Annotated in this window: 12 protein-coding genes; 10 read left to right on the top strand and 2 right to left on the bottom strand. The window is 70.0% G+C overall.

What is annotated here, in order from left to right; all coding sequences use genetic code 11:
• Positions 1-14: 14 nt before the first annotated feature.
• On the top strand, positions 15-524 hold the full coding sequence (locus tag ACTMSW_RS29795) for a 2'-5' RNA ligase family protein (protein ID WP_441184085.1): 510 nt from the start codon (positions 15-17) through the stop codon (positions 522-524).
• A 75-nt stretch (positions 525-599) separates the two neighbouring features.
• Here the strand turns inward: ACTMSW_RS29795 and ACTMSW_RS29790 are convergent, their stop codons facing one another.
• Positions 600-2618 (bottom strand): tachylectin-related carbohydrate-binding protein, encoded by a 2019-nt coding sequence (locus tag ACTMSW_RS29790; protein WP_441184084.1) that lies wholly within the window; start codon positions 2616-2618, stop codon positions 600-602.
• Between the two features lie 645 nt (positions 2619-3263).
• Between ACTMSW_RS29790 and ACTMSW_RS29785 the strand changes: the two genes are divergently transcribed.
• The 9 genes from ACTMSW_RS29785 to ACTMSW_RS29745 all read left to right on the top strand — a co-directional run bounded on the left by ACTMSW_RS29785 (position 3264) and on the right by ACTMSW_RS29745 (position 24027).
• Positions 3264-13184: a LamG-like jellyroll fold domain-containing protein gene (locus tag ACTMSW_RS29785; RefSeq protein ID WP_441184083.1), complete on the top strand. Its 9921-nt coding sequence runs from the start codon at positions 3264-3266 to the stop codon at positions 13182-13184.
• Positions 13184-13660, top strand: a complete 477-nt coding sequence (locus tag ACTMSW_RS29780; RefSeq protein ID WP_441184128.1) for an SUKH-3 domain-containing protein — start codon at positions 13184-13186, stop codon at positions 13658-13660. The genes ACTMSW_RS29785 and ACTMSW_RS29780 overlap by 1 nt, the downstream gene beginning before the upstream one ends.
• A gap of 1188 nt (positions 13661-14848) precedes the next feature.
• Positions 14849-17095: a hypothetical protein gene (locus ACTMSW_RS29775; protein WP_441184082.1), complete on the top strand. Its 2247-nt coding sequence runs from the start codon at positions 14849-14851 to the stop codon at positions 17093-17095.
• A gap of 188 nt (positions 17096-17283) precedes the next feature.
• A complete protein-coding gene (locus tag ACTMSW_RS29770) occupies positions 17284-18075 on the top strand; it encodes an ABC transporter ATP-binding protein (protein WP_441184081.1) in 792 nt (263 codons plus the stop codon).
• On the top strand, positions 18072-18845 hold the full coding sequence (locus tag ACTMSW_RS29765) for an ABC transporter ATP-binding protein (RefSeq protein ID WP_441184080.1): 774 nt from the start codon (positions 18072-18074) through the stop codon (positions 18843-18845). The genes ACTMSW_RS29770 and ACTMSW_RS29765 overlap by 4 nt, the downstream gene beginning before the upstream one ends.
• Positions 18842-20734 carry an AMP-dependent synthetase/ligase gene (locus ACTMSW_RS29760; protein ID WP_441184079.1) on the top strand — a complete coding sequence of 631 codons (1893 nt, stop codon included), beginning with the start codon at positions 18842-18844 and terminating at the stop codon, positions 20732-20734. The genes ACTMSW_RS29765 and ACTMSW_RS29760 overlap by 4 nt, the downstream gene beginning before the upstream one ends.
• On the top strand, positions 20731-21615 hold the full coding sequence (locus tag ACTMSW_RS29755; protein ID WP_441184078.1) for a branched-chain amino acid ABC transporter permease: 885 nt from the start codon (positions 20731-20733) through the stop codon (positions 21613-21615). The genes ACTMSW_RS29760 and ACTMSW_RS29755 overlap by 4 nt, the downstream gene beginning before the upstream one ends.
• A complete protein-coding gene (locus ACTMSW_RS29750; RefSeq protein WP_441184077.1) occupies positions 21612-22712 on the top strand; it encodes a branched-chain amino acid ABC transporter permease in 1101 nt (366 codons plus the stop codon). The genes ACTMSW_RS29755 and ACTMSW_RS29750 overlap by 4 nt, the downstream gene beginning before the upstream one ends.
• 16 nt (positions 22713-22728) lie before the next feature.
• Positions 22729-24027: an ABC transporter substrate-binding protein gene (locus ACTMSW_RS29745; protein WP_441184076.1), complete on the top strand. Its 1299-nt coding sequence runs from the start codon at positions 22729-22731 to the stop codon at positions 24025-24027.
• 55 nt (positions 24028-24082) lie between these two features.
• Here the strand turns inward: ACTMSW_RS29745 and ACTMSW_RS29740 are convergent, their stop codons facing one another.
• Positions 24083-26299 carry a family 43 glycosylhydrolase gene (locus tag ACTMSW_RS29740; RefSeq protein ID WP_441184075.1) on the bottom strand — a complete coding sequence of 739 codons (2217 nt, stop codon included), beginning with the start codon at positions 26297-26299 and terminating at the stop codon, positions 24083-24085.
• Between the last annotated feature and the right edge of the window lie 23 nt (positions 26300-26322).

Below are 26322 nucleotides of genomic sequence, written 5' to 3'. Positions count from 1 at the left end.
GTTAGCGTGACGGCGTGCGTACGGTCGAACTGGTCTGCTCCGCCGATCTGGACGCGGCGGTGCGGGCGGCCTGGGACCGGCTGGCCGCGGCCGGCCTGCCGAGCCTGGCCCGCAACACCCATCCCACCAACCGTCCTCACCTGACCCTCGCGGCGGTGGACGACTTCCCGCCGGGGGCGGCGGCACGACTCGGCGCGTTGTTCGCCGAGGTGCTGCCGCTGCCGGTGCGGTTGGACGACCTGTGCGTGTTGGACGGCAGCGCGCCCCTGGTGTGGTCGATCCGGCCCGACCCGTCGTTGGCCGCCCTGCACGCCGCGGTGTGGGACGTGCTGCGCGACGCGGACGGACGACGCCCCTGGCATGCGCCCGACCGGTGGCGACCCCACCTCAGCCTGGCCCTGCGGTTCCGGGACGCGGACGCGGCGCTGGCGCGGGCCGTGGTGGGTCCGGACGGGCCGGCGGGACGTCTCGTGGCGGGCCGCAGCTACGACAGCGGGAACCGCTCGGTGATTACGCTGGGTTGAGCACACCCGGCACGGCGAACGGCGGTCACCGGGGCGACAGATGCCCCGGTGACCGCCGTCGTCAGCGGTACCCGGTCAGCGCGGCGGAGCCGGGAGGTCGTGCCGGACGAACGGGCCGTCGGTCTTGACGGCCGTCCGCGCCGCAGTGCTGTTCGACTGGTCGGTCGCCCACAGCCGGACGGAACCGTTGAGCGTCCGGACGGCGAAGCCGATCTGCGAACCGCCGGAGTTCTGCCAGGTGAACGCGGTCGGGTCGGACACGTACGTCTCGCCCGAGGTGACCGCGGTCCACGCGTTCCAGGTGGCCGAGCCGGCCGCGGTCTGGACGGATCCGTAGATGGTGCCGTCGGCACCGCGGACGAAGACCCAGACCCGCCCGCTCGTCGGGCTCAGCACCGCCGTCGGCGCCCCCTGCGGCACGACCGCCGAGGCCCCGATGGTGGTCCAGGTGGCCGGCCAGGTGCCGTCGGTGTTCTGCACCTGCGTCCGGACCGATCCGTCGGTGTGCGTGCCGAACACCATCAGGCGCGGGCCGGGCAGCAGCACGGTGCTCGGCGTGCCGGTGAGGCCGGTGTCGCCCAGGCTGGTCCAGCCGGAGGTGAGCGCCCCGGCCTGCCAGGTGGCCACCTGCGGCGTGCCCGCCGCCGTGTTCACCAGCACGGTCGCCGCACCGTTCGCACCGGCCACGACCACCGGTCTGCCGGCGAACCCGCTGCCGCCGAGCGGAGTCCACGGCATCAGGTCGCTCGTCGGGTTCTCGTGCCAGCGGTACCAGAGCGCCCCGCTCGCGTCGATCGCGAAGACCACCAGCTTGCCGTCGGACAGCCGCACCGTCGCGGGCTCCGACTTCATCGCGCCGCCGAGCTCCAGCCACGGGTTCCAGTCCGGCATGCCCGCGGTCTTCTGCAGCAGCATCCGGACGTCGCTGTCCACCTCGTGGCCGAAGACGGCGACCTTGTTCTCGCTGTTGGCCACGAGGGCCGGCTTACCGGTGTACGCCTCGGTGCCGGGGACCGGCGACCACTGGATCTCCTGGACGGCGTCCGGGTTGGCCCGGCCGTGCCGCAACTGCCCGATGTTGTCGGTGTACGCGACCTCCAGGGTGCCCAGCGACGTGTTGACCGCCGGCGCCTGCATGACCGCGACCGGCGAGTCCGCCTGGATCGGCGTGGCCGGCCGGGCCGGGCTGGCCACCGCACCCTGGGTGCAGGCGTTGGTGGTGGTGAAGACGTTGGGGAAGCCGCCCCACCCGTTGCCGATCTGGTTGGTCGCGAGCTCCCAGCTCAGGGTGTCCTCGCGGAAGCGGTACTGGAACAGGTCGCCGTCGGCCTGGACGCCGAACAGGGTGTCACCACCGGCGGAGAAGAGTCCCTTGGTGAAGCCGCCCCAGCCGGAGGAACCCACCAACCGGTTGCGGCTGATCCAGCGCTGGCTGACGGGGTCGAAACGGTGCCGGTAGAGCCGGCCGTCGGCGGCGCGACCGTAGAGAACGCCCGGAGAGGTGGCGACCAGCAGGTTGTACCGGTCCCAGCCGGTGTCCAGCACCCGGCCGCCGATCGTCCAGGTCTTCGACGCCTCGTCGAAGCGGTACCAGCGCAGCTTGCCGGTGCTGTCGATCACGTAGAAGTCACCGCGCTCGTCGACGGTGATCTTGTCACGGAACGACGTGCCCGCATATCCCTGGAAACTGGAACTGATCAGCCAGGCCTGCTTTCCGTCGACGTTCTCCCAATCCGATCCGGTGTAGCGATAGCGGGTGAGCCCGTTCGAATTGATGCCGTAGACGCGACCGTCCGGGCCACCCAGAAGTCGTCCGAAGGTGGTCCAACCGGCGGGCCCGACGGTCGTGGCGGCCGTCCAGCTGCCGCCGGCACGGCCCGGCGTGCTGTACGTGCGGCGCACCAGGGTGCCCGTGCTGGTCGAGTTGAAGAAGACGGCCGGGCCGGTGCACGAGAACTGGTCCGCGGCCTGTGCCGGTGACGCCGCGAACGGTACGGCGAGGCTGCCGGCGACAATGGTGAGTGCGGTGGCGAAACGCATGGCGGTGCGCCGGGAAACTGTTCCCGGCAACATATTTCTCGCGTTGTCCGACATGGTGATGAGAATCCTCCCCCGTGGGTGGCCAGTGGCGACGAGAATAGTGCTGGAATGGCCCCGGCGCCGAATGAACAATTGGCGTCGGTGGCGATGGTGGGACGGTCGACCGAGCGTCGACGGCGTTCATCATGCATGACGGTATGCCTGCTGCCAAGCGCCCTGCGGGTCCCTCGCCGCACCGGAACTTGTCGGACGTTTCGCTGCTTAAGGTGCACATCTCCCGGCCCGAACATCACTATCTGTAGTCCTCGCAGGTCAGAAGGGTGTTTGCTCCCGGTCGTAATTTCCTGCCTTGACATAGACGCGGACGCGCTGCGACGGTACAGCGGCGCATTTGAAGATGAGCAGCACACGGGGGTGTGAGGTCATGTCCATTCGCATGTCTGCGCATAGTCGGCGACGGGTGTTCCCGAGCTGTCCAGGTGGTATCCGCTCGGTCTGAGTCCCGTTCCGTTCGTCTCTCGCACCCACACACGCCCTCCGGCTGCCGCCTTCGTCGTCTCCGGCACTGATCCGCCGCGTTCGACGGTCGCCACCCCTCGGGCCCACGTACACCCGACGACCCGTTCCCACGGGCGTGTCGGCGCGCCCCGGCGCGCTCACGTCGCCCGTCCGCTCCGCCCATCAACCCGGGGGTTGACGATGTCCTTCGGCCTTCGGCGCGTGTTCGACCGGTCCGACCGGCCGGCGCCGCGCCGCCACCTGCTCAGCGCCACACTGCTGCGACCCGCCGTCGCGGCGGCCATGGTGGGTGTGCTCGCGCTCAACCTGGGCGGCAGTGGGGTGAACGGGCTGTCCACCGGCCAGTACGGGCAGTCCGGCCGGGACGGTGCCGGTCGCGGCACCGCGGCCGGTGACCGACCCGGACAGGCATGGGGGTCCGCCGCCGGCCGCGGACAGGTTGCGAAGGGCAAGCCCAACCGCGACCTGCCGAAGTCGCTGCGCGGCCAGTACCCGCTGCACCGGCTGCCGCAGGAGGCGACGCCCCGAGCCAACAAGGCGACCGTGGCGAAGCCGCCGGCCGACACGGCGAAGGGCTACGACAGGGCGACCAGCCGCGAGCGCCCCGCCGAGCGGGACGAGCGGAAGCGGGTGTACGACAACGCAGACGGCTCCCAGACCACCGAGATCTCCACCGCTCCGGTGAACTACAAGCGCCCCGACGGCAGTTGGGCGCCGATCGACCCCACCCTGGTGCCCGCGGCCGACGGGCCCGGCTGGCGTAACACCGCCGACGCGGTCGAGACGCGGCTGGCCGACCGCGCCGACGCGGCCGAGCTGGTCCGGCTGACCTTCACCGGTGGCGCCCAGTTCGGATTCCGGCTCGCCGACGCCGGCGCGGTGACCGGGCAGGCCACCGCCCAGGGCGTCACCTACCCCCGGGTCCGGCCGGACGTCGACCTGCGCCTGGAGCCCCGCCCCGGCGGCGTGAAGGAGACCCTCGTCCTGCACTCCGCGCAGGCCCCGACGTCGTACGTCTTCCCGCTGGCGCTGCGGGACCTCACCGCGAAGCTGGTCGACGGCCAGGTGGTGCTGACCGACAAGGCGGGCACGCAACGGGCGGTCATCCCGCCGGGCTACATGGTCGACGCCGGTGCGGGCTCCGACGGCCCGGCCACCTCGACCGGCGTCACCTACCACCTCGACACCGTCGGTGGTCAGCCCGCCCTGCGGGTCACCCTCGACCGCGCGTGGCTGAACGACCCCGCCCGCACCTATCCGGTGGAGGTCGACCCGACCGTCGGCCCGCCGGTGACCGGGCTCGGTGCCGACAGCAGCATGTACGTCCACGGCAGCAGCTCGACCACCGGCGGCCAGGAACTGCTGGTGGGCCGGTCCAACGGGTCGAACGCGGCCGCGTACCTGAAGTTCGGTGGCCTGAGCCAGCTGCAGAACCACACCATCCACGGTGTCGCCCTCTCGGTCGTCAACTACGACGCCGCGAGTTGCAAGCCCCGGGCGGTGACCGTGCACCCGGTCACCGGCGCGTGGAGCGCCGGCACCGGCTACTCCTACCCGGGCCCGGCGGTGGGCAGCTCGCTGGCCAGCCGCTCCTTCGCGCACGGGTACATCGCGTTCGGCCAGTCCCAGTCCTCCTGCCCGGCCGCGGGTGAGGCGTTCGACCTCGGCGTCGCCGGCCGCAACCTGGTGCAGCGCTGGGTCAAGGGCGAGCAGGCCAACCACGGCCTTTCCCTGCGCGCGTCGACCACCGACTCCACGGCATGGAAGCGGTTCGCCGGCACCGGCACCGCGAACCCGCCGAAGCTGTACGTCACCCACTCGCCGTACAACGCCACGTACGCGATCCCGAAGCCCAGCCCGGAGCCGCCCGTCCTGCGCAACCAGGACGGCAAGGTCAAGGTCACCGTCACCAACCTCGGCGCCGAGGCCTGGACGCCGGCGAACTACTACCTCGCCTACCGGGTCTACAACGCGCAGACCGGTGTGGCGGTCACCCAGCAGCGGGCGGCGAGCCTGCCGACGACCCTGGCCCGTGGTGCGAAGGTGACCCTCGACGCGACCGTCAAGCGGCTGGAGCCCGGGGCGTACTTCCTGGACTTCACCATGGTCCGCACCGGCGGGGTGGTCTTCACCGACCACCAGGTGCCGCCAGGTCGGATCGTCCTGCAGGTCTTCGACGTCCCGCCGGTGGTGCAGGAGCTGTACCCGGGCAACGGGTACCAGGCGCCGACGCTGACCCCGTTGCTGTGGGCCCGCGCGGTCGACTCCGACGCGCCTCCCGGGGCCACGCTGTCGTTCAAGTTCGAGGTCTGCGACCGCTCGGACGCCGGCGTGCTGAGCAACTGCACCAACTCCGGCTACGTCACCAAACCGTCCTGGGTGGTCCCGGCGGGGCGGCTCTCCTGGGCCAAGTCCTACGTGTGGCGGGCGTACGTGAAGGACGTCGCCAACGAGGTCCGCTCACCGGACTCGGTGCTGGTGACCTCGGTGCCCCAGCCGGACCTGCTGTCCCGGATCGCCGGGTCGCCGGACGCGGAACGCGGTCGGGAGTTCGACGCCCAGGTCGGCAACTACACCACCGCCGCCATCGACGCCACCGTGGCCACGGTTGGTCCCGAGCTGAACCTGCTGCGCACCTACAACAGCCTCGACCCGCGTCCGTCGGCGGCGTTCGGTGCCGGCTGGTCCAGCCGGTACGACATGAAGCTGACCCCGGACAACGACGGCTCCGGCAGCGTGGTGATCCGCTACCCGGACGGCCAGGAGGTGCGGTTCGGCAAGAACCCCGACGGCACGTACGCCGCACCGTCCGGCCGGGTCGCCCGGCTGACCGTCGACTCGACGAAGTGGCAGCTGCTGGACCGCTCCGGCACGGTGTACCAGTTCTCCCTGCTCGGCAAGCTGACGAAGATCTCCGATAAGCGGTCGCGGTCGCTGGTTCTCACCTACGACTCGATGACCGGCAAGCTGTCGAAGATCCAGGTGTCCAACAGTCAGACCAACACCGCGGGCCGCGCGCTGCACTTCACCTGGACCGGTGAGCACATCACCACGGTGCGAACGGACGCGGTCGACGGCGCCCAGCTGGCGTGGACCTACACCTACACCGGTGACCTGCTCACCCGGGTCTGCTCACCGACGGATGCGTGCACCTCCTACGAGTACGCCGCCGGTTCGCACTACCGCACCGCGGTGCTCGACGCCCGTCCCGACTCGTACTACCGGCTCGGTGAGGGCGAGGGCACGGCGGCGGCCAGTGACGTCGCCATCAACCTCGGCAAGGACGCGGGCACCTACCGGAACGTGACGCTGGCCCAGCCAGGTGTCGTCGAGGGCACCACCAACACCGCCGCCTCGTTCAACGGCACCTCCTCGGCGGTGGAACTGCCCAAGGGCCTGGTGAAGAAGAGCCGGGACGCCTCGGTGGAGCTCTGGTTCAAGATCGGCCTGACGCAGACCGGCGGCCCCCTGCTCGGGTACCAGGACAAGGCCCTGGGCACCGCCGCCACCAGCGGCGTCCCGGTGCTCTACACCGGCACCGACGGTCGCCTGCGCGGCCAGTTCGCCGGCGGGACCATCGCGCCCATCACCTCCACCGTCGCGGTGAACGACAACAAGTGGCACCACGTCGTCCTGTCCTCGATGGGCACCACCCAGACGCTGTACCTCGACGGCGTGAAGGTCGGCGAGCGCACCGGGCAGACGATCGAGCACTCGCTGCTGACGTTCAACCAGGTCGGCGCCGCGTCGGCCACCACGCCGACCTCCTGGCCCGGCTGGGGCTCGGCCGTGCAGCGGCACTTCGCGGGCGTCATCGACGAAGTCGCGGTCTACTCCCGGCCCCTCGGCCCGGACACCGTCGGCGCCCACTTCCGGTACGCCAAGCCCGCCGCGCAGCAACTGACGAAGGTCACCCTGCCCAGCGGGCGGGTCGCCAGCGAGGTGGAGTACGACACCGCCACCGACCGGGTCAAGGAGTACACCGACGACAACGGCGGCACCTGGAAGATCGGTCTGCCGACCATCTACGGCGGGGACACCGACCTGCGGCGCAGCATCCAGGTACTCGACCCCGGAAACCGCCCCCACCTGTACGAGTACGACGCGCTCGCCGCTCGCCTGCTGCGCTCCGGCACCCCGCTCGGCCTGGAGATGCGTGAGGAGGACCGCCCGGGCGAGCCGACCTCGCCGCCGAGCCCGGCGCCCACTCCGACCTGCACCCAGCCCGATCCCAACGACCCGGCATTCTGCACGATCATCCCGGACAACTCCGGTGGACCGGTCTTCGTCCGGCATCCGCTGGACGGCATGGCGATCCGCACCTACTCCTACAACGCCGACGGCTACCAGAGCCGGGTCACCAACGAGGACGGCGCCTCGGTGGAGATGACCTACGACGGCCGCGGTCGCCTCGCGACCCGCAAGAACTGCCGTACCGCCGCCCAGTGCTTCACCAGCTACTACACCTACTCGGCCACCATCACCGACGACCTGGACCCGCGGGTCGACCTGGCCGTCGAGTCCCGGGACGGCCGCTCGGCGAACGCCACCGACACCATGTACCGCACGAGCTTCGCCTATGAGCTGGACGGTCAGCTGTCCAGCCAGACCAACCCCGACGGCAGCGTGGTCGGCCACACCTACACCAACGGTGGGGAGATCGCGGTCGGCGGCGGCACCCAACCGGCGGGCCTGCTGAAGAGCAGCACCGACGCCCGCGGCAAGGTCACCAGCCACGCGTACTACAGCAACGGTGACCTGGCCCGGGTCACCGAGCCGTCCGGCCTGGTCACCGAGTTCACCTACGACACCCTGGGACGCCGGCTCACCGAGAAGGTCGTCTCGGACACCTACCCGAACGGCGTCACCACCACGTACACCTACGACAAGCACTCCCGGGTGCAGACGGTGACCGGGCCGGTGACCACCGAGGCGATCTCCGGGACCCGGCACCAGTCCCGCAGCACCAACGAGTACGACGCCGACGGCAACGTCACCAGGACCGTCGTCGTCGACCTGCTCGGCGGCGACCCCGAGCGGTCGACCAGCACCGAGTACGACGAGTACAACCGGCCGGTCCGGGTGGTCGACCCGGAGGGCAAGGAGACCAGCTACGGCTACGACCGGTTCGGCAACCGCACCTCGATGACGGACGCCAACGACAACCGGTACGACTGGGCGTACACCGCGCAGAACAAGGTGGCCGAGGTGCGGCTGCGCGACTGGCGCGGCGACCCCGCGGGCGCGCCCGACACCGGTGACTACCTGGTGCTGCACTCCTACTCGTACGACTTCGCCGGCCGGCTGGCCAGCGACACCGACGCGATGGGCCGCCGGCTGGAGTACACGTACTACCGGGACGACCTCCTTCACAAGATCACGATGAAGGACTTCCGGAACCCGGACAACACGAAGCGCGACTACGTCGTGGAGGAGCGGACGTACGACGCCGCCGGCAACGTGACCCGGAAGGTCGAGGCGAACGGCACCCGGACCAGCGAGTTCACCTACGACCGGGCGGGCAAGCTGCTGACCAACGTGGTCGACCCGTCGGGGCTGGCCCGGACCACCACCATGTCGTACGACTTTAACGGCAACGTCACCAGGACGACGACGACCGGCAAGGCGTCCAACATCCCGTGGTTCGTCGCCGCGGTCACCGAGACCGTCGACTTCACCTACGACGACGCGGGCAACCTGCTGACCGAGAAGGCCACCGCCGGCAGCGAGACCCGGACCACCAGTTACACCTACGACCGGCGGGGCCTGCGGCTGACCGTCACCGACCCGCGCGGCAACGCCACGGGTGCGGACAAGGCGGCCTTCACCACCACCTTCCGGTACGACGAACTCGGCCGGCAGGTGGGTGCCACCGGCCCGGCGGTGTCCGCCGAGAGCAACGGTGCCGCCCCGGCCACCGTCAACGCCGAGACGGCGTCCAGCTTCAACAGCTTCGGCGAGCAGGTCGCCGTGCGCGACCCGCGGGGTCAGGTCTCCCGGATGGAGTACGACAAGCTGGGCCGCCCGGTGCGGACCGTCGCGCCGAGCTACCTCCCGCCGGGGGTGACCGAGCAGATCACCCCGGAGACGCGCAGCACGTACGACGGTCTCGGCAACGTCATCGAGAAGATCGACCCGAGCGGCACCACCAGGTTCACGTACGACCAGCTCAACCGGCTGGTCACCCGGGACGAGCCGTCATCGACCAACGACGACCGTGCGGTCAGCCGCTACACCTACACCCGTACCGGCGAGGTGCTGTCGGTGACCGACCCGACGGGTGCGGTCGTCGAGTCCACCTACGACGACCTCGACCGGCAGGTCAGCCAGACCCGGGTCGAGCGACGCCCGGTGACGCAGAACCTCGTCACCAGAATGGCGTACGACGACGCGGGTAACCTGACCTCGGTCACCTCACCGTCCGGTGCCACGACCGTCAACGCGTACGACACGGTCGGGGACATCATCCGCAGCACCGCGCCCACCGGCGAGGCGACCGTCTTCGGGTACGACTACGCCGGTCGCCAGATCCGGGCGGCCGACGGCCTGGGCCGTACCGTCCGCACCGGGTACGACCTCTTCGGTGACCGGATCAGCGACGCGACGCTCAAGGCCGACGGCACGCAGCTGCGCAGCCAGACGTACGACTACGACGAGGCCGGCAAGTTGATCTCGTCGACCGACCCGTACCAGACCGTCACCCGCTACGAGTACGACGCGGCCGGACGGCTGGTGAAACAGATAGAGCCGGTCAGCGCGACCGAGTCGATCACCACCAGCTTCGGCTACGACGTGGCCGGCAACCGGACCCGGTACACCGACGGCCGGGGCAACTCCACCATCTACACGTACAACAGCCTGGGTCTGACCGAGTCGGCGATCGAGCCGCCGACGGCCGCGCACCCGGCGGCGGCCGACCGCACCTGGACCGTCGGCTACGACGCCGAGGGCAACGCCGTGCGGCTCAGTGCGCCGGGCGGGGTCAGCCGGCAGCGCACCTTCGACGCGGCGGGCCGCCTCACCGGCGAGACCGGCTCCGGTGGCGAGACGACCACCACCGCCCGTGCTCTCGGATACGACCGGGCCGGCCGGCTGACCAGCGTCAGCGGGCCGGGCAGCAACAACACCTACACCTGGAACGACCGGGGCCGGCTGCTCTCGACGGCCGGCCCGTCGGGCACCGCCAGCTTCGCCTACGACGCCGACGGGAACATGACGTCGCGCACCGACGTCACCGGCACCGCCGCGTTCGGCTACGTGAAGGGTCGGCTCGACTCGCTCACCGACTCCATCACCGGCCAGCAGCAGAAGCTCACCTACGACGCCGCCGGCGAGGTGAAGACGGTCGACTACGGCGGGGGCCGCCTGCGGACCTTCGGGTATGACGACTTCGGTCGGGTCAACAGTGACACCCTGAAGAACGCAGCCAACGCCGTCGTGGCGTCGGTCAGCTACGGCTTCGACATCAACGGTCACCTGACCAGCAAGAACACGACCGGCACCGCGGGCGCCGGCAACAACACCTACACGTACGACAAGGCCGGCCGTCTCACGTCGTGGACGGGGCCGGCAGGCACCATCGCCTACGAGTGGGATGCCAGCGGCAACCGGATCCGGGCCGGGTCGAAGACCGCGACCTTCGACGAACGCAACCGGCTGCTGTCGGACGGGGACTACACCTACGTCTACACCGCGCGGGGCACCCTGCGCAGTCGCACCAGCTCGGGCCTCAGTGAGCAGTACTCCTTCGACGCCTTCGACCGGCTGACCGCGGCGGCGGGACAGACGTACGGCTACGACGGCCTGGACCGGGTGGTCTCCCGCACCGGAACCACCTTCACCTACGCCGGCCTGGCCGACGACGTCGTCGCCGACGGCGTGGAGTACTTCGCCCGGGGTCCGGGAGGCGAGCTGCTCGCCACCGCACACGGTGCGACCGAGCGCCTCTCCCTGACCGATGCGCACGGGGACGTCGTCGCCGCGTTCGATCCGGCCAACACCGCGTTGACCGCGCTGAACGACTCCACCGCGTACGACCCGTTCGGCAAGAAGGTCAGCAACGTCGGGAACACCGGCAACCTGGGCTTCCAGGGCGACTGGACCGACCCGGCCACCGGCCAGGTCGACATGGGCGCCCGCTGGTACAGCCCCGGCACCGGTACCTTCACCTCCCGAGACAGCGTCAACTACTCCAGCGGCGACTCGATCCTGGCCAACCGCTACACCTTTGGCGCGGGCGCCCCGCTGGACTTCATCGACCCGGACGGCCACTGGCCGAGTTTCCTCAAGCGGGCCGGTGGCGCGATCGCCAACAAGTGGAACTCGTTCACCGGCTCGGTGAGCCGTGGGTGGAACTCGTTCACCGGCGCGGTGAGCCGTGGATGGAACTCGTTCACCGGCGCGGTGAGCCGTGGGTGGCACAACGCCATGGACTGGGGCAAGCGCCAGTGGAACCGCGCCGCGTCCGCCTTCAAAACAGCCAAGGCTTGGGCCGGCCAGCAGATCGACACCGTCAAGCGCAAGGCGAAGGAGGGCTACCAGGCCCTCCAGGACGGCCGCTTCAAGGACTGGGCGAGACAACAGGCAAGGGCGGCCGCCCACGAGTTCAAGGTGAAGGTGACCCAGGCGGCCAAGACGGCGCAGCGCAACCTGGTCAAGTTCACCAAGCTGCCGGTTGTCCAGGCCTTGGCGAAACCGCTGATAGCGACGGCGAAGGTGGTCTCGCCGGGCATCAAGTTTGCGGCCAACATCGTCTCGGTCACCACCCAGGCCATCAAGGACCCGGAAAAGTTCCGCCAGCAACTCCTCCTGACCGCGGCGGAAAAGTTCGCGCCGCTGGTCGAGGGCGCGACCGAGGTGTGGGACAAGGCGACCCAGTTCGTCGAGGACCACGCGGCTGAGATCACCGGCATCGCCGTCGGGGCCGTTGTCGGCATCGGCTGCGGTGCGGCGATCGGCTGGACCGGCGTGGGTGCGGTCGCTTGCGGTGCGCTCGCCGGGGCGGTGGGATCGGCGGTCACCGGCTACATGAACGGCAAGCGTGGCTGGGACCTGGCGGGCGAGACCGCCCTGGGCGGTCTGTTCGGTGCCGTCGGTGGCGGACTCAGCTCCATCGCTGGCCAGGCGCTCGGCGCTGGCTTCCGGGGGCTCAGTGGCGGTCTGCGGTCGGCCGGTAGCAAGGCGTTGGGCGCCGGCCTCGATGAGGCCCGTGCCATCGGTGGCGGCATGCGCGACCTCGCGCGGAAGGCCATGGGCCGGTGCCCGAACAGCTTCACCGGCGAGACCCGTGTGCTGATGGCCGACGGCAGCCACAAGCGGATCGACCAGGTAAGGATCGGCGACAAGGTCCTGGCGACCGATCCGACGACCGGGCGGACCGAGGAACGGGCCGTCACGGCGCTCATCCTGGGCGCGGGTATCAAGAACCTCGTTGAGATCACCGTCGACACGGACGGTGACAAGGGCGATCGAACGGGCCTGCTGACGGCCACCGATGGTCACCCGTTCTGGGTTGCCGACCAGGGCCGGTGGATGGAGGCCAAGGACCTCGAACCCGGCTACACCTTCGAGACCGCCGACCACCGACCGGCATCCGTCGTCACCGCGCGGCACTACAACCGGTCGCAGCAAGCCTACAACCTCACCGTCGACGGCACTCACACGTACTATGTGGTCGCCGGTGACACGCCGGTCCTCGTACACAACTGCGATCTGACGGATACGGCGCGTGCTGCCGCACGTAACGCTCCCGAGGACGCGACTATGACGGCGGCTGCAAGGTTCAGAGGAACGGATCTCACCGAGGTCGGATATTCGGGTCCATCCTCTCGGCCGAACTATCTTGAGCCCGAGATTGAGAACGAGCTCCAATTTGGCGGGCAAACCTTTGCGGGAGACGCAGCCAACTGTGCGGAGGTTCGTGCCTGTAATCTGCTGATTGCGAATCATGGCGCGGCCTTTGAGGATTTGGTTGGGCGACCGCTAAGCTTGGCGGACATCGAGTTCGTTACTGTTCGAAGTTCTACAGGTATTCCCGAGCCCGCGTGCCTTTCTTGCCAGAGCGTCCTCGTGCGGGCTGGGGCAACGGATCGGTCGAGGTGATGTTGATGGACTCGGTTCCTGGCGACCTGGTCGCCATGCTTGAACGTGCTGGCTGGCGCCCTGGTCGGCAGGTAGGCATAGGTGAAATAACCGACTCCTTGCGCTCGCTGGAGTTCGACGTATCCGATGCTGCGATCGAATTCTTATCGCAATTCTCGTTTCTCTACCTGATTCATGAGCCGAGTATATTGCTTGGTGAGGAGAGGTCGTTTTGCTGGACGCGATTTGACCCGACTACTGTTGCGACGTTACGCGATGCGCGCATTGCTCGAAGATGTGCTGAGATTGTGGGTAAGAGTCTTTGCCCTGTTGGTACAGACGGTTTCCACTTTACTATCTACATTGCTGACGACTGCTCGTTCTTCGCTGGTCGAGACGCTTCGGTCTATAGCTATGGAGGAACCCCATTTGAGTTACTTAGACTAATACGCGATGGGCGGCGGCCAACCTACCTCGGGGAATGGAGTGTTGGATGAAGGTTGGTCCAGCGGCTGGGCTTCCGGCTTCGGCGTATACGTAGCCACCCTGGGGTGTCGTGCGCCGAGATCGGAGCTCTCTGTTGGCTCGAAATGGGCGGGAACCCGATCAAGGGGCGCTCGGGGTCAAGCGATCAAGGTGGGTGGCGGAATTCAGGGGCATCCGATGGAAGAGCATGCGGACGACATCCCTTTCTGCCAGGCATGCACCGACCTATTCCGCTTCCTCGAAGGCGAGCCGATGTGAGCGGCATCCCGGTCGATTTTTGGACGAGTCTCTCCGATAGGAGCCGAGCTTCCGTCGGGGTAATTTCACTCGAAGAATCTCGGGTTGCAGGTTTTTGTCGAGATGAACTTCGAGGTGAGCAGGGGTGTGCCCAGCCTGCTGGGATCGTACGTGCGGCAGCAAAATTCGACGAGGTTTGTCGGGGTGTTCAAGTTGTTTCGCTCGGAGGTCCCTTTCAAGGGGGACATTGCTGGGCGTCAACGGTCAACGGCCCTGCTGGAGGACCCGCGCAGGAGTGGACGTTTTTCGGTGTGCCGTCCATCCGGCGCTACAGTGCGCAGTTGTCGCCTCGATCGACGGGCGTATCGGCTGCTCATGGGCGGGCGAGTTCACCCCGCTGTTCGATTCTCTGGAACTGTTTGTTGAGAATGCGGTCCGCATGGGCGGCGTTTCAAGGCTGGCGATACGTTGCTGTAGGTGATTTTTCGACGGATTTCGTGTTAAGGAGGATAAAGGATATCGCGCCCGACGCCTTGGCCGCGGGAAGTATGGTTTCCTGGTGGGCGTCCCCGGATTACGCATGGGTAGCCAATCGCTACCTCAATCCTGGCAGGGGCGAGAATCCACAGGTTTGTGTTCTGTCAAAAACATCGGCCCTCATGGAAATGGGGCGGCGTCGCCTTGCCGGCTCAGAGATGAATCCATTGGTGTTCTCAGCGGCGGATGAGCTGTTCAAGGTGCCAAGCCTTCAGCTCTACCGTCTCCATCAATCCACGGCAACACCTTCTGCCATGGTGTGCCCGGAGGTGTCGTGTCGTCCGACCGTTGATCGAGTCCCCCAAAGTTTAGAAGAGTGGATTTGCATGAGATATTTTTGGTGGAGTGCGCGGCGGTTCTCTGCTGAGAACGTCTTGCTCGGCCGACTCCTGGTTTTGTCGGTAGTGGCCGCGACCCTGTCATTGGTGCAATCGGCGCCAGCTCACGCCGACGCGGCGAACAAGGGCGGTGACTTCGTACCCGTCAACACCGTCCTGCTGGACACCCGTAACGGCACCGGCGGCGTGACCGGTGCCCGGCCCGCCGGCGACACCGCGACCGTCAACGCCCTCGGCGTCGGTAGCGTGCCGGCGACCGGCGTGCGGGCGCTGCTGGTGGACGTCACCGCCATCAGCCCCACGTTGGCCACCCACCTGACCGTGTTCCCGAAGGACGCGCCGCGACCAGTCGCGTCGTCCCTCAACGCGGCCAAGGGTGAGGTGCTGAGCAACTCGGTCGTGGTGCCGGTCGACGACAGCGGCCAGCTCAGCGTCTACAACCTCGCCGGCAGCACCCACATCCGACTCGACGTCCAAGGCTACTTCACCACCGGCACGACCGGTGCGGGCGGCGCGTTCGTCCCGGTCGACCACGCCCGCGTGGTGGACACCAGGAGCGGACTGGGCACCACCATCGGCCCGATCGCCGCCAACGGCAGCCGCACCGTCACCCTGACCGGCGGGGTCGTCCCGGCCGGCGCGTCGGCCGCGCTGGTCGACGTGGTCGTCACCGGGGCCACCACGGTGAGCTTCCTCAACGTCGCGACCGCAGGTCAGGCCACCGCCGTGACCAGCCTCGACTACCAGGTGGGCACCACCTCGATGGGCATGAGCGTGAAGCTTCCCGCCGACGGCAAGGTGATCCTCACCAACAAGGGCACCGGCACCGTGCACGTGCTCGTGACGGTGCAGGGGTACTTCACCGCCACGCCGACCACCGGTGCCGGTCTGCGTACCGTGGCGGCCACCCGGCTGCTGGACACCCGTACCGTCGGGTCCAAGACTCCGGTTCCGGCCAACGGCACCGTCGACGTGGCGGTCGGTGGCGTGAACGGCCTGCCGACCCGGGGAATCGCCGGTGCCGTGCTGAACCTGACCGCCGTCGCACCCACCAGCACCGGACACTTCACCGTTTGGCCCTTCGGCGCGACGCCGACCGTCGCGTCGGTGACCAACTTCAGCACCGGTCAGGTCGCGCGTTCCAGCCTCGCGGTCGCCAGGGTCGGCACCGAAGGCAAGATCCGGATCAAGAACAACAGCAGCGGCACGGTCCACCTGCTGGTCGACCTCCAGGGCTGGTTCGCCGAGCCGGTGCAGGAACTCGACCCGGTGGCGTTCAGCCGGGTGGCCGTGTTGCAGGGCGAGCCGGTCGGTAGCGTCGCACGGAAGGTCACGCTCGCCTTCACCGACAACGCCGGCGTGCTGCGGGTGGGCTCGATCGAGCCGGGTGCATTGATGCAGCCGGGTTGGGCCCCAATCTCCGGCAACCAGGCCTACACCGGCATGCCGTCGCTGCATCAGCGGGCCGACAAGGGCGTCCAGATCTCGGCGCAGAACATCGACACGGACATCTGGGCGGCGGACGAGAACGACGCGCCGAACTACATCTGGCCGGACGCGACGAGCCTGGGTGGTTCGATGGCCGGTCCGCCCACCGGTGTGCAGCTCGGCTCCGGTACCGATGTGCTGTTCGCCGTCGACGTCGACGGTCGCCTCTGGCAGTACCGGAATCTCGCCGGAACCACGTCGTGGACCAGCCTGGGCGACGCCGATCTCGTCGGAAAGATCACTGTGGTGAAGGACGACCTGGCCTTCCGGCTGATCGCGACCAGCAGCACCGGCACGGTGAAGACCGCGCTCTACTACGCCGACGGCAGTCTGTCGGGCTGGACCGACCTCGGTGGCAACGTCACCGGCACGCCTTCCGCGGTGGCACAGCCCGGCAGCAAGACGCGCATCGTGGTGCGCGACCCGCAGGGCGCGGTCCTCACCCGGACCGAGACCTCCGCCACCACCTGGTCGGCCGGTTGGGAGCGGATCGGTGACCTCACGGTCGCGGGGGATCCGGCGATCATCCTGGACCCGGAGCTGAGCCGGCTCGCCGTGGCCGCCCGTGGCACGGATGACAAGATCCACCAGGTCTTCGAGACGGCGACCGGGTCCGCCACCTGGGGCCAGTGGTGGATGCTGAACCCGGAGGAGGCGGCCTCCGATCCGACGCTCGCAAAGGTCTCGACCGGCACGTCGGAGTTCTACATCGTCGTGTTCCGCAACCGCAACAACGATGTCCGCCTCTACAACCGGACGATGCTGCCGACGCTGGAGGGCCAGAACCTGACCGGTGACGCCGGGTCCTTCGCCGGTAGGTCGCTGCCGGTGCCGGACGCGAACTGAGGACCACCGTTGAATCTCGGGTCCCCGCCGGCCACTGGGCCGGCGGGGACCCGCCGTTTCCCGTACCGCGTCTCGCCGGGCCGTCGGCCGGGCGGAAAGCCAGCCGAATCGATCTGTTGCGATGGCGTTCCGCGAGGTTTAATGCTCGGTAACTTGTGGCGCCAGTCACAAGGGAGGAGCCGCCGGCGATGTTGCGGGTGCGGAATCTCGAGGTCGTCTACGACGACGTGATGCTGGTCCTGCGCGGCCTGAGCATCACCGTCCCGCCGGGCGGGATCGTCGCGCTGCTGGGCGCGAACGGCGCCGGCAAGACCACCCTGCTGCGCGCGATCACCGGCCTGCTCGACATCCACCACGGTGAGGTCGTCCGAGGTGAGGTCACCCTGGACGACGAGCCGGTGCACCGGCTCAAGCCGGCGGCGATCGTGCGCCGGGGTGTCGCCCAGGTGATGGAGGGGCGGCGGATCTTCGGCGAGCTGACCGTCGAGGAGAACCTGCGCCTCGGCGGGCACACCGACCCCCGGCGCGTACCGGGCCGGCTGGACGAGGTGTTCGACCTGTTCCCGGTGCTCGCGGAGCGGCGCCGCCGGGCGGCCGGTTACCTCTCCGGCGGCGAGCAGCAGATGCTGGCGATGGGCCGGGCACTGATGGCCGGGCCGCGCTACCTGCTGCTGGACGAGCCGAGCCTCGGCCTCGCGCCACGCCTGGTCGAGCAGATCCGCGAGCTGATCGTGCGGATCAACGCGTCCGGCACCGCCGTACTGCTGGTCGAGCAGAACGCCACCATGGCGCTCTCCGTCGCCGCGCACGGCTACGTGCTGGAGACCGGCCGGGTGGTGCTGGACAAGCCGGCCGAGCAGTTGCTCGCCGACGACGACGTCCGCGAGTTCTACCTGGGGCTGCACGCCGGCGACGGGCACGCCCGCCGGTCGTTCCGGGACGTCAAGCACTACCGGCGACGGAAGCGGTGGTTGTCGTGACCGAGATCCTGCGCTTCGACGACGTCCGGCTGAGCTTCGCCGGGGTCCGCGCCATCGACGGGGTGAGCTTCACCGTCGGCCGGAACGAGCTGTTCGCGGTGATCGGCCCGAACGGCGCCGGCAAGACCTCCATCTTCAACGTGCTCTCCGGGGTGTACCGGCCGCAGACCGGGCGGGTCGTCTTCGACGGCGTCGACCTGGTCGGTCGGCGGCCGCACGAGATCGCCGCGCTCGGGCTGGCCCGCACCTTCCAGAACGTCGAGCTGTTCGCCAACCTCACCGTCCTGGAGAACCTGCTGCTCGGCCGGCACCACCACCTCCGCTACGGCCCCCTCGCGGCGGTGCTGTGGCGTGGCCGGGCGCGGCGGGAGGAACTGGCCGCGCGGGCCGCCGTCGAGGAGATCGTCGACTTCCTGGAGCTGGAGCAGTGGCGGCGGATGCCCGTCGGACTGCTGCCGTACGGGGTGCAGAAACGCGTGGAGCTGGGCCGGGCCTTGGCCATGGAACCGAAGCTGCTCCTGCTCGACGAGCCGGTCGGCGGGATGAACCTCGAGGAGACCGAGGACATGGCCCGCTACATCCTCGACGTCCGCGAGGAGCTCGGCATTCCGATGGTGCTCGTGGAGCACGACATGGGCCTGGTGATGGACCTGGCCGACCGGGTGCTGGTCGTCGACTTCGGGCAACCGGTGGCCACCGGCACCCCGGCGGAGGTCCAGACCCACCCGGACGTGCTCCGCGCCTACCTGGGTGAGGTGACCACGGCATGACCACGACAAGCGCGCCGTCGGGCGCGACCGCCGTCGATACCGCCGGCACCGCCGCCACGACGATCGCCTCCCGCGTACGCGGACACGCGCGCGCCACCCCCCGCCGGATCGCGATGCGGGAGAAGGTCCACGGCATCTGGGCCGAGGTCACCTGGGAGTCCTACTGGGACACCGTGGTGACCGTCGCGCACGGTTTGCTCGCCCTCGGGATCGCGCCCGGCGACCGGGTCGCCGTGCTGGCCGAGAACCGCCGCGAGTGGCTCTGGACCGACGTGGCCACGGTCGCCGTCCGGGCCGCCACCGTCGGGCTGTACCCGACCAACCCCGCCGACGAGGTCGGATACCTGCTGGCCCACTCCGGCGCGCGCGTGCTCGTGGCCGAGGACCAGGAGCAGGTGGACAAGGCCCTCGCGGTGCTGGACGACTGCCCGTACCTGGAGAAGGTGGTGTACCTCGAGCCGCGCGGCGTCCGGGGCCGCTACGACCATCCGGCGCTGCTGTCCTGGGACGACCTGCTGGCGACGGGCACCGCGCATCGGGAGGCGCACCCGGACGCGGTGGACGCCCTGATGGCCGCGGCCGGTGACGACGACCTGGCCACCCTCATCTACACCTCCGGCACCACCGGGCGCCCGAAGGGCGCGATGCTGACCAACGCCAACGTCGACTTCGCCGTGCGTACGGTCACCGACGGCGGTGGCCTGGCCGACCCGCCGCCCGGGCCGGACGACCTGATCCTGTCGTACCTGCCGCTGTGCCACGTCGCCGAGCGGGTCTTCACCACCTGGAGCAACGCGGGCGCGGGTGTGCAGGTCACCTTCGCCGAGTCGATCGCCACCGTGCCGGCGAACCTGCGCGAGGTGCAGCCCACCCTGCTGTTCGGGGTGCCCCGGATCTGGGAGAAGATCCTCGCCACGGTCACCACCCGGGTGGCGACCGCGACGCCGGTCAAGCGGGCCGTGGCCCGGTTCTGGTTGCGGGTCTCCGACCGGATCGGCGCCCGGCTCGTCGCCACCGGCGGCCGGCACACCGCGGCCACCCGACTGGCGTACGCCCTGGGGTGGGTCTTCTGCTACCGGGCGCTGCGCGAGCGGATCGGCGTGGGCAAGGTGCGCTACGCCGCCTCGGGCGCGGCCCCCATCGCCCCCGAGGTGCTGCGCTTCTTCATGGGCATCGGCGTGCCGATGCACGAGGTGTACGGCATGACGGAGAACTCGGCCATCGCCACCGGCAACCGCCCGGGCCGGGTGAAGCTCGGCACCGTCGGCGAGCCGCAGGAGGGTGTGGAGCTGCGGATCGACGAGGCGACCGGGGAGATCCTCACCCGCCATCCGGGCGTGTTCGCCGGCTACCGGGACGACGCGGAGGCCACCGCCGCCGTGCGGGAGTCCGACGGCTGGCTGCACACCGGCGACGTGGGGGAGTGGGTCGACGGCACCCACGTACGGATCACCGGCCGGGCCAAGGACATCATGATCACCGCCGGGGGGAAGAACATCGGTCCGGCGGGGATCGAGAACGAGCTGAAGACCTCCCCGTACGTCAAGGAGGCGGTGCTGGTCGGCGACCGGCGCCCGTACCTGGTGGCGCTCATCGGCATCGAGGTCGACACGGTCGGGCAGTGGGCGCAGGCGCGGCGGCTGCCGTACACCACCTACCGCGACCTGACCAGCAAGCCCGAGGTGGTGGAGCTGGTCCGGTCGGTGGTCGACGAGGTCAACCGCCGGCACCCGCCGGTGGAGCAGGTCAAGCGGTTCCGGCTGCTGCCCCGGGAGCTGGACCAGGACGACGGGGAGCTGACCGCCACCCAGAAGGTCCGCCGGGAGGCCGTCACCCGGGCGTTCGCCGACCTGGTCGACGAGCTCTACGCCCCCGGCGGTGACCGGTGACCGAGCTGATCGAGAGCCTGCTGCGGGGGCTCGGCACCGGCAGTGTCTACGCCCTGCTCGCCCTCGGCTTCGTCATCATCTACAAGGCCACCCGGGTCATCAGCTTCGCCCAACCGGCGTTCATGCTCGCCGGGGTCGTCGCGGTCACCTACCTCACCCCGACGGTCGGCTTCTGGGCGGCGGTGCCCCTCGCGGCGGTCGGCACCGGACTGCTCGCCCTCGGCGTGGAACGCGCCGCCGTCCGGCCGATGGTGGGCCGTCCGGCGTTCGTGGTGGCCATCATCACCCTCGGCGTGGACGTCGCGGTGCGGGTCGTGGTCAACGCCTTCATCGGCCTGGACGTCCGGCACGTCGGCGACCCGTGGGGGCTGCGTACCCTCGCCGTCGGCCCGGTGGAGGTGCAGCAGCGGCACCTCGCCGCCGTGGTCGCCGCCGGACTGCTCGTCGCCGGGCTGTTCGCGTTCTTCCGGTTCACCCGCACCGGGCTGGCGATGCGCGCCGCCGCCCTGGACCAGGAGGCCGCCCTCGCCCACGGTGTCTCGGTCGGCGCGGTCTTCGCGCTCAGCTGGGCCCTCGCCGGTGGGCTGGCCGCCGTCGCCGGGACCTTCGCCGCCGCCGGCGGCAGCGTCGACGGCGCGCTGTGGCTGATCGCGCTGACCGCCCTGCCGGTGATCATCCTCGGCGGGCTGGACTCGCTGCCCGGCGCGGTGGTCGGTGGCCTCGCCGTGGGCGTGCTCCAGGAGGTGACCGCCACGTACGCCAACGACGTCGCCTGGCTCGGCGGCAACGTCTCGGTCATCACCCCGTACGTGCTGATGCTGGTCGTGCTCCTGGTGCGGCCGTACGGGCTCTTCGGGACCCGGGAGGTGGAACGCGTATGAGGGGACGGCCCCTGTTGCGGACCTCGTACGCGCAGGACCTCGCCCTGCTCGACACCCCGGCGAAACGGTGGTGGACGGCGGCGCTGCTGGCGCTGGCGTGCGCGCTGCCGTTCCTGCTCGCCGACGACCTGCTGCAACTGCTCGCGGTGTGCTGCGTGGCCGCGATCGGCGCGATCGGTCTCGGCCTGGTCACCGGGTACGCCGGTCAGGTCTCGCTGGGGCACGCGTTCTTCCTCGGCATCGGGGCGTACACGGCGGCGGCCCTCAGTGGCGAGAAGGACGGGCGGGTGATCGGCCTCGGCGTCACCGACATCGCGCTGTGGCTGCCCGCCGCGGGCCTGGTGGCCGCCCTCTTCGGGGTGCTCGTCGCGCCGCTGGCCACCCGACTGCGCGGGCTCTACCTCGCCATCGTCACCCTCGGCCTGGTCTTCATCGGCCAGCACGTCTTCAACGAGTGGTCGGCGCTGACCGGCGGCGCGGGAGTCGGCCGCCCGGCGGCCACCCTGGAGTTCCTCGGTCGGCCGCTCGCCGTCACCGACGGGATCGCCACCCGCGACCAGAAGCTGTTCTGGCTGATGCTGGCCCTGCTGATCGTCTTCGCGGTCGCCGCCCGCAACCTCGCGCGGTCCCGCATCGGCCGGGCCTTCACCGCCATCCGGGACCGGGACATCGCCGCCGGGGTCATCGGGGTGAACCTGCCCCGCTACAAGACCCTCGCCTTCGCGGTCTCGTCCTTCTACGCCGGGTGCGCCGGCGCGCTCCTCTACACCGTCACCGGGTTCTTCGACCCGGGGTCGTTCAGCCTGCTGCTCTCGGTGCAGTACATCGCCATGGTCCTCATCGGCGGCGCGGGCACCATCTCCGGCGCCATCGCCGGGGCGTTCTTCATCACCCTGCTGCCCCGGCTCACCCGGGAACTGCAGGCGTGGGTGCCGTTCGTCAGCACCCAGCCGAACGAGGTGCCGAACGTCTTCCAGGTGGAGACGATCCTCTACGGCGTACTCATCATCGTCTTCCTCATCTTCGAACCACGCGGGCTCTTCGGCCTCTGGGTCCGGGCCCGCACCTACTGGAAGGCGTGGCCGTTCTCCTACTGACCCAAGTGAGGAAGCGATGGGAAGACCGACGTCACGGCTCGCCGTCTCCGCAGCCGTGGTCCTGCTGGCCGGCACCCTCACCGCCTGCCGGGGCGGTGACACCACCACCGACGCCTCCGGACTCAAGACCGACGTGGGCGTGACCTCCGAGCCCTGCCCCGAGGCGGTCGACAAGAACAAGGGGTGCATCTACCTCGGCATCATCTCCGACCTCACCGAGGGCCCGTTCCGAGCTCTCGCGGTGCCGATCACCGACGCGCAGAAGGCGTTCTGGAAGCGGGTCAACACGGCCGGCGGCATCGGTGACTACGAGGTGGACGTGACCCGCTACGTGCGGGACAACAAGTACAACCCGCAGACCCACAACCAGGTCTACCAGGAGATCAAGCCGAACGTGCTGGCGCTCGCCCAGAGCCTCGGCTCACCGACGACCGGTGCGATCCTGGCCGACATGAAGGCCAGCAACGTCATCGCCGCGCCGGCCGCCTGGACCTCCGGCTACGCGTTCGAGGACGTGATCGTCGAGTCCGGTGCCAACTACTGCATCGAGTCGATGAACGCGCTGGACTACGCCCGCGAGGCGTACTCCCCGAAGTCGGTGATGGCCGTGCACCTGGCCGGCGACTACGGCGACGACGCCGCGGCCGGGGTCAAGCTGGCCGCGCAGACGCTCGGCATGACCTTCACCGACGTCAAGACCGACTCCGGCGCGGACAAGCAGGCCGGTGCGATCCAGGCCATCCTCGCCGGCAAGCCGGACCTGGTGGTGCTCACCATGGGTCCGGCCGACGCGGCCACCATCGTCGGGCAGGCCGCCGCACGCGGCTTCGCCGGACGGTTCATCGGCACCAGTCCCACCTGGAACCCGGCGCTGCTGCAGAGTCCGGCCGCACCGGCGCTGCTGGCGAAGTACGAGCAGACCGCACCCTGGAACACCTGGACCACGGACACCCCGGGGCACCGGGCGCTGCGGGAGGCCCTGCCCGGGGTCACCCCGAACGACGGCTACACCTCCGGCTGGGTCTGGTCGTACCCGCTGAAGGCTGCCCTGGCCAAGGCGGTCGCGGACGGTGACCTGACCCGGGCGGGCCTGGTGAAGGCGGTGAAGTCGCTGACCAACGTGGACTACGAGGGCATGCTGCCCTCCGGCGCCGGCAACTACGCGGCCGGCCCGAACGACGGCGCCGTCCGCGTGACCGCCATCTACAAGCCCGACCAGGCGTCCCCGACCGGGGTCAGCCAGGTCCGCGAGCTGTTCACCGGTCCCACCGCCCAGGCGTACACCCTGGACGGCCCCTGCTACGAGAAGCTCTGACGCGTTAAGAAGGGCCCCCGGTACAACGCCAGGCGTTAACCGGGGGCCCTTCCTTCTATCGGTAGAAGCGGAGGTAGTCGAACTGCGCCGTCACCGGCGGTTCGGCGCCGCCGTGGGCGACCAGGCCGATCCGGGGCGTGGTGTCGGCCGGGAAGGTCCACACCCCGCCCCACGTCCAGTTCCGGCCGTCCCGGCTGGAGCCGGCCCGGAACTCGTGCTCGCCGGTGGCCGGGTCGACGCGGTGCGCCAGCCGCAGCCACGTGGTGGTCGCCGGGGTGCCGACGATGTTGCCGCCGTACACCGGCCGCCCGGCGAAGGGCAGTTCGTAGCCGTACTCGACCTGGCGGGTGTTCCAGATCGCCACCTGGGCGAGCCGGGCGAACCGGTCGTCGTCCACGTACGCCACCAGACCGGCCTGCTGGTAGTTGCGCACGGTCTCCTCGCCGAGGTCGAGGGTCACCTTCGTCTCGACCACGTAGTCACCGGCCGGGGCGTCGCGCAGCAGCACCCCGGCGGTGTTGCCGGTGCCGGTCAGGTCGGCGCCCTGCACCGGCCAGTTGAGCGACCCGCCGGACACGGTGGCCGCCGGGTCCTCGCGGACCCACGCCCAGTCGGCGTCGAGACCGTCGGTGAACTCGTCGGAGTACGCCGGCAGCGGCGCGCCCACGCGCGGCTGGGGGACCGCTCGCCGGACCGGCTGGTGGAGCCGTGCGAGGCTGACGTTGTCGAACTCGGCGTCGCCGCCGGCCGCGGTCAGCGCCAGCCGGCCGGCCACCGGCCGGTCCAGCCGCAGCGACACCACGGCCAGCTGGTCACCGAGGCGGGCCGGGCTGAGTTCCGCGGTGAGGGTCCGGCCGCGCACCTCGACGGCCAGGTTGACCGGATCGGCCGGGTCGTAGCCGGCGGGCAGCGGTGCGGACGCGGTGCGCGCGCCGTCCCGAGCGACCAGGCGCCTGGCGGCCACGTCCACGGCGACCTCGACCCGCCCACCGAGGGTGAGACCGGCGCGGGTCGCGGTGGCCGGCCGCAGGTCGACCTCCGCCCGCACGTCACCACCGAGGGCGGTACGCGCCTGCAGCGTGCCGGTGCCGACGAGTCGTCCGTCGACGACCCGCCAGTCGCCGGCGTCCCGCCACCGGTCGAGGCCGCTGGTGAAGCGCTCGTCGACGCGTCCGGTGGTCACCGGGGCGCGGCGGGTGCCGTCGGACGGGCCGGCCCCGGCGTTGACGGTGGGCCAGCCGTCGATCCAGTCGAGCCGGTCCAGCAGCATCGGCCGCTCGTTGATGCCGAACGGCTCGTCCAGGTACGGGTCGGCGCGGTCGATGCCGTGGTAGACGATCCAGTCCTGGCCGGACAGGTCGGTGAGGAAGCCGTTGTGGCCCACCCCGATCCAGCGGTTGCCGTTCTGGGTGAGCACCGGGGTGCCGCCGGCCCGCGACGCGGTCAGCGGGATCCCGTCGCGGTCGACGAACGGGCCCTTCGGGCTGCGGGACCGGCCGACGTGGACGGAGTAGCCGGTGGCCGGCCCGGCGCAGCAGTTCGCGGTCGAGGCGAAGAGGTAGTACCAGCCGTCGCGGCGCAGCACGTAGCTGCCCTCGAACTTGTTGTCGATGGCCACCGGGGTGGGCTCGCCGACCGCGCGCAGCCCGTCCGGGGACAGGGCGGTCACCGAGATGCCGCCGTAGTAGCTGCCGTAGTACAGGTAGTGGGTGCCGTCGACGTCGGTGAACTGGGTCGGGTCGATGGTCCACAGCCACCCGCCGCCTCCGCCGGGACGCGGCGCGACGACCGGCTCGTCGGAGAACGTCCACGGCCCGGTGGGGGAGGGGGCGGTGGCCGCGCCGATCGCGAAGTCGCCACCCTCCGGGGAGACGGTGGTGTCGGTGACGGTCACGTACATGACCCACCGGTCGCCGATCCGGCGCACGTCCGGGGCCCAGAAGCCGGCGCCGGGCGCCGCGTAGGAGGGGCGCTGGTCGGCGCCGAAGGCGTCCCCGACGTACGTCCAGTCGACCAGGTCGCTCGACCGGGCCGTGGGGACGCGGTGGAACACGCCCTCACCCTCACGCAGCGGGTCGGTGGTGCCGTACGCGTACCAGAAGCCGTCCTCGCCGCGCACGATCACGGGGTCGGCGAAGGTGTCGGAGAAGTCGGCGGAGATCGGGTTGCGGTAACGGGGGTCGGGGGCGGCGGTGGCCGGCGCGGACGCCGTGCCGGCCAACAGCAGCCCGAGCACGGCGGCGAGTGCGCCGCCGCGGCGGAGGTGTCTCATCTGACCTGCCTCGGGTGGGGGAC

The sequence above is a fragment of the Micromonospora sp. BQ11 genome (assembly GCF_052068135.1).
In the GTDB taxonomy this organism is placed as follows: domain Bacteria; phylum Actinomycetota; class Actinomycetes; order Mycobacteriales; family Micromonosporaceae; genus Micromonospora.
The sequence above is the reverse complement of the archived record's forward strand: the minus strand, read 5'-3'. Positions and strand labels throughout refer to the sequence as shown.

What these genes read in the sequence shown, in the direction of transcription:
- ACTMSW_RS29790 (WP_441184084.1), bottom strand. Translation starts at nt 2,618, where the DNA reads ATGTCGGACAACGCGAGAAATATGTTGCCGGGAACAGTTTCCCGGCGC.
- ACTMSW_RS29785 (WP_441184083.1), top strand. Translation starts at nt 3,264, where the DNA reads ATGTCCTTCGGCCTTCGGCGCGTGTTCGACCGGTCCGACCGGCCGGCG.
- ACTMSW_RS29780 (WP_441184128.1), top strand. Translation starts at nt 13,184, where the DNA reads ATGTTGATGGACTCGGTTCCTGGCGACCTGGTCGCCATGCTTGAACGT.
- ACTMSW_RS29770 (WP_441184081.1), top strand. Translation starts at nt 17,284, where the DNA reads ATGTTGCGGGTGCGGAATCTCGAGGTCGTCTACGACGACGTGATGCTG.
- ACTMSW_RS29760 (WP_441184079.1), top strand. Translation starts at nt 18,842, where the DNA reads ATGACCACGACAAGCGCGCCGTCGGGCGCGACCGCCGTCGATACCGCC.
- ACTMSW_RS29750 (WP_441184077.1), top strand. Translation starts at nt 21,612, where the DNA reads ATGAGGGGACGGCCCCTGTTGCGGACCTCGTACGCGCAGGACCTCGCC.
- ACTMSW_RS29745 (WP_441184076.1), top strand. Translation starts at nt 22,729, where the DNA reads ATGGGAAGACCGACGTCACGGCTCGCCGTCTCCGCAGCCGTGGTCCTG.
- ACTMSW_RS29740 (WP_441184075.1), bottom strand. Translation starts at nt 26,299, where the DNA reads ATGAGACACCTCCGCCGCGGCGGCGCACTCGCCGCCGTGCTCGGGCTG.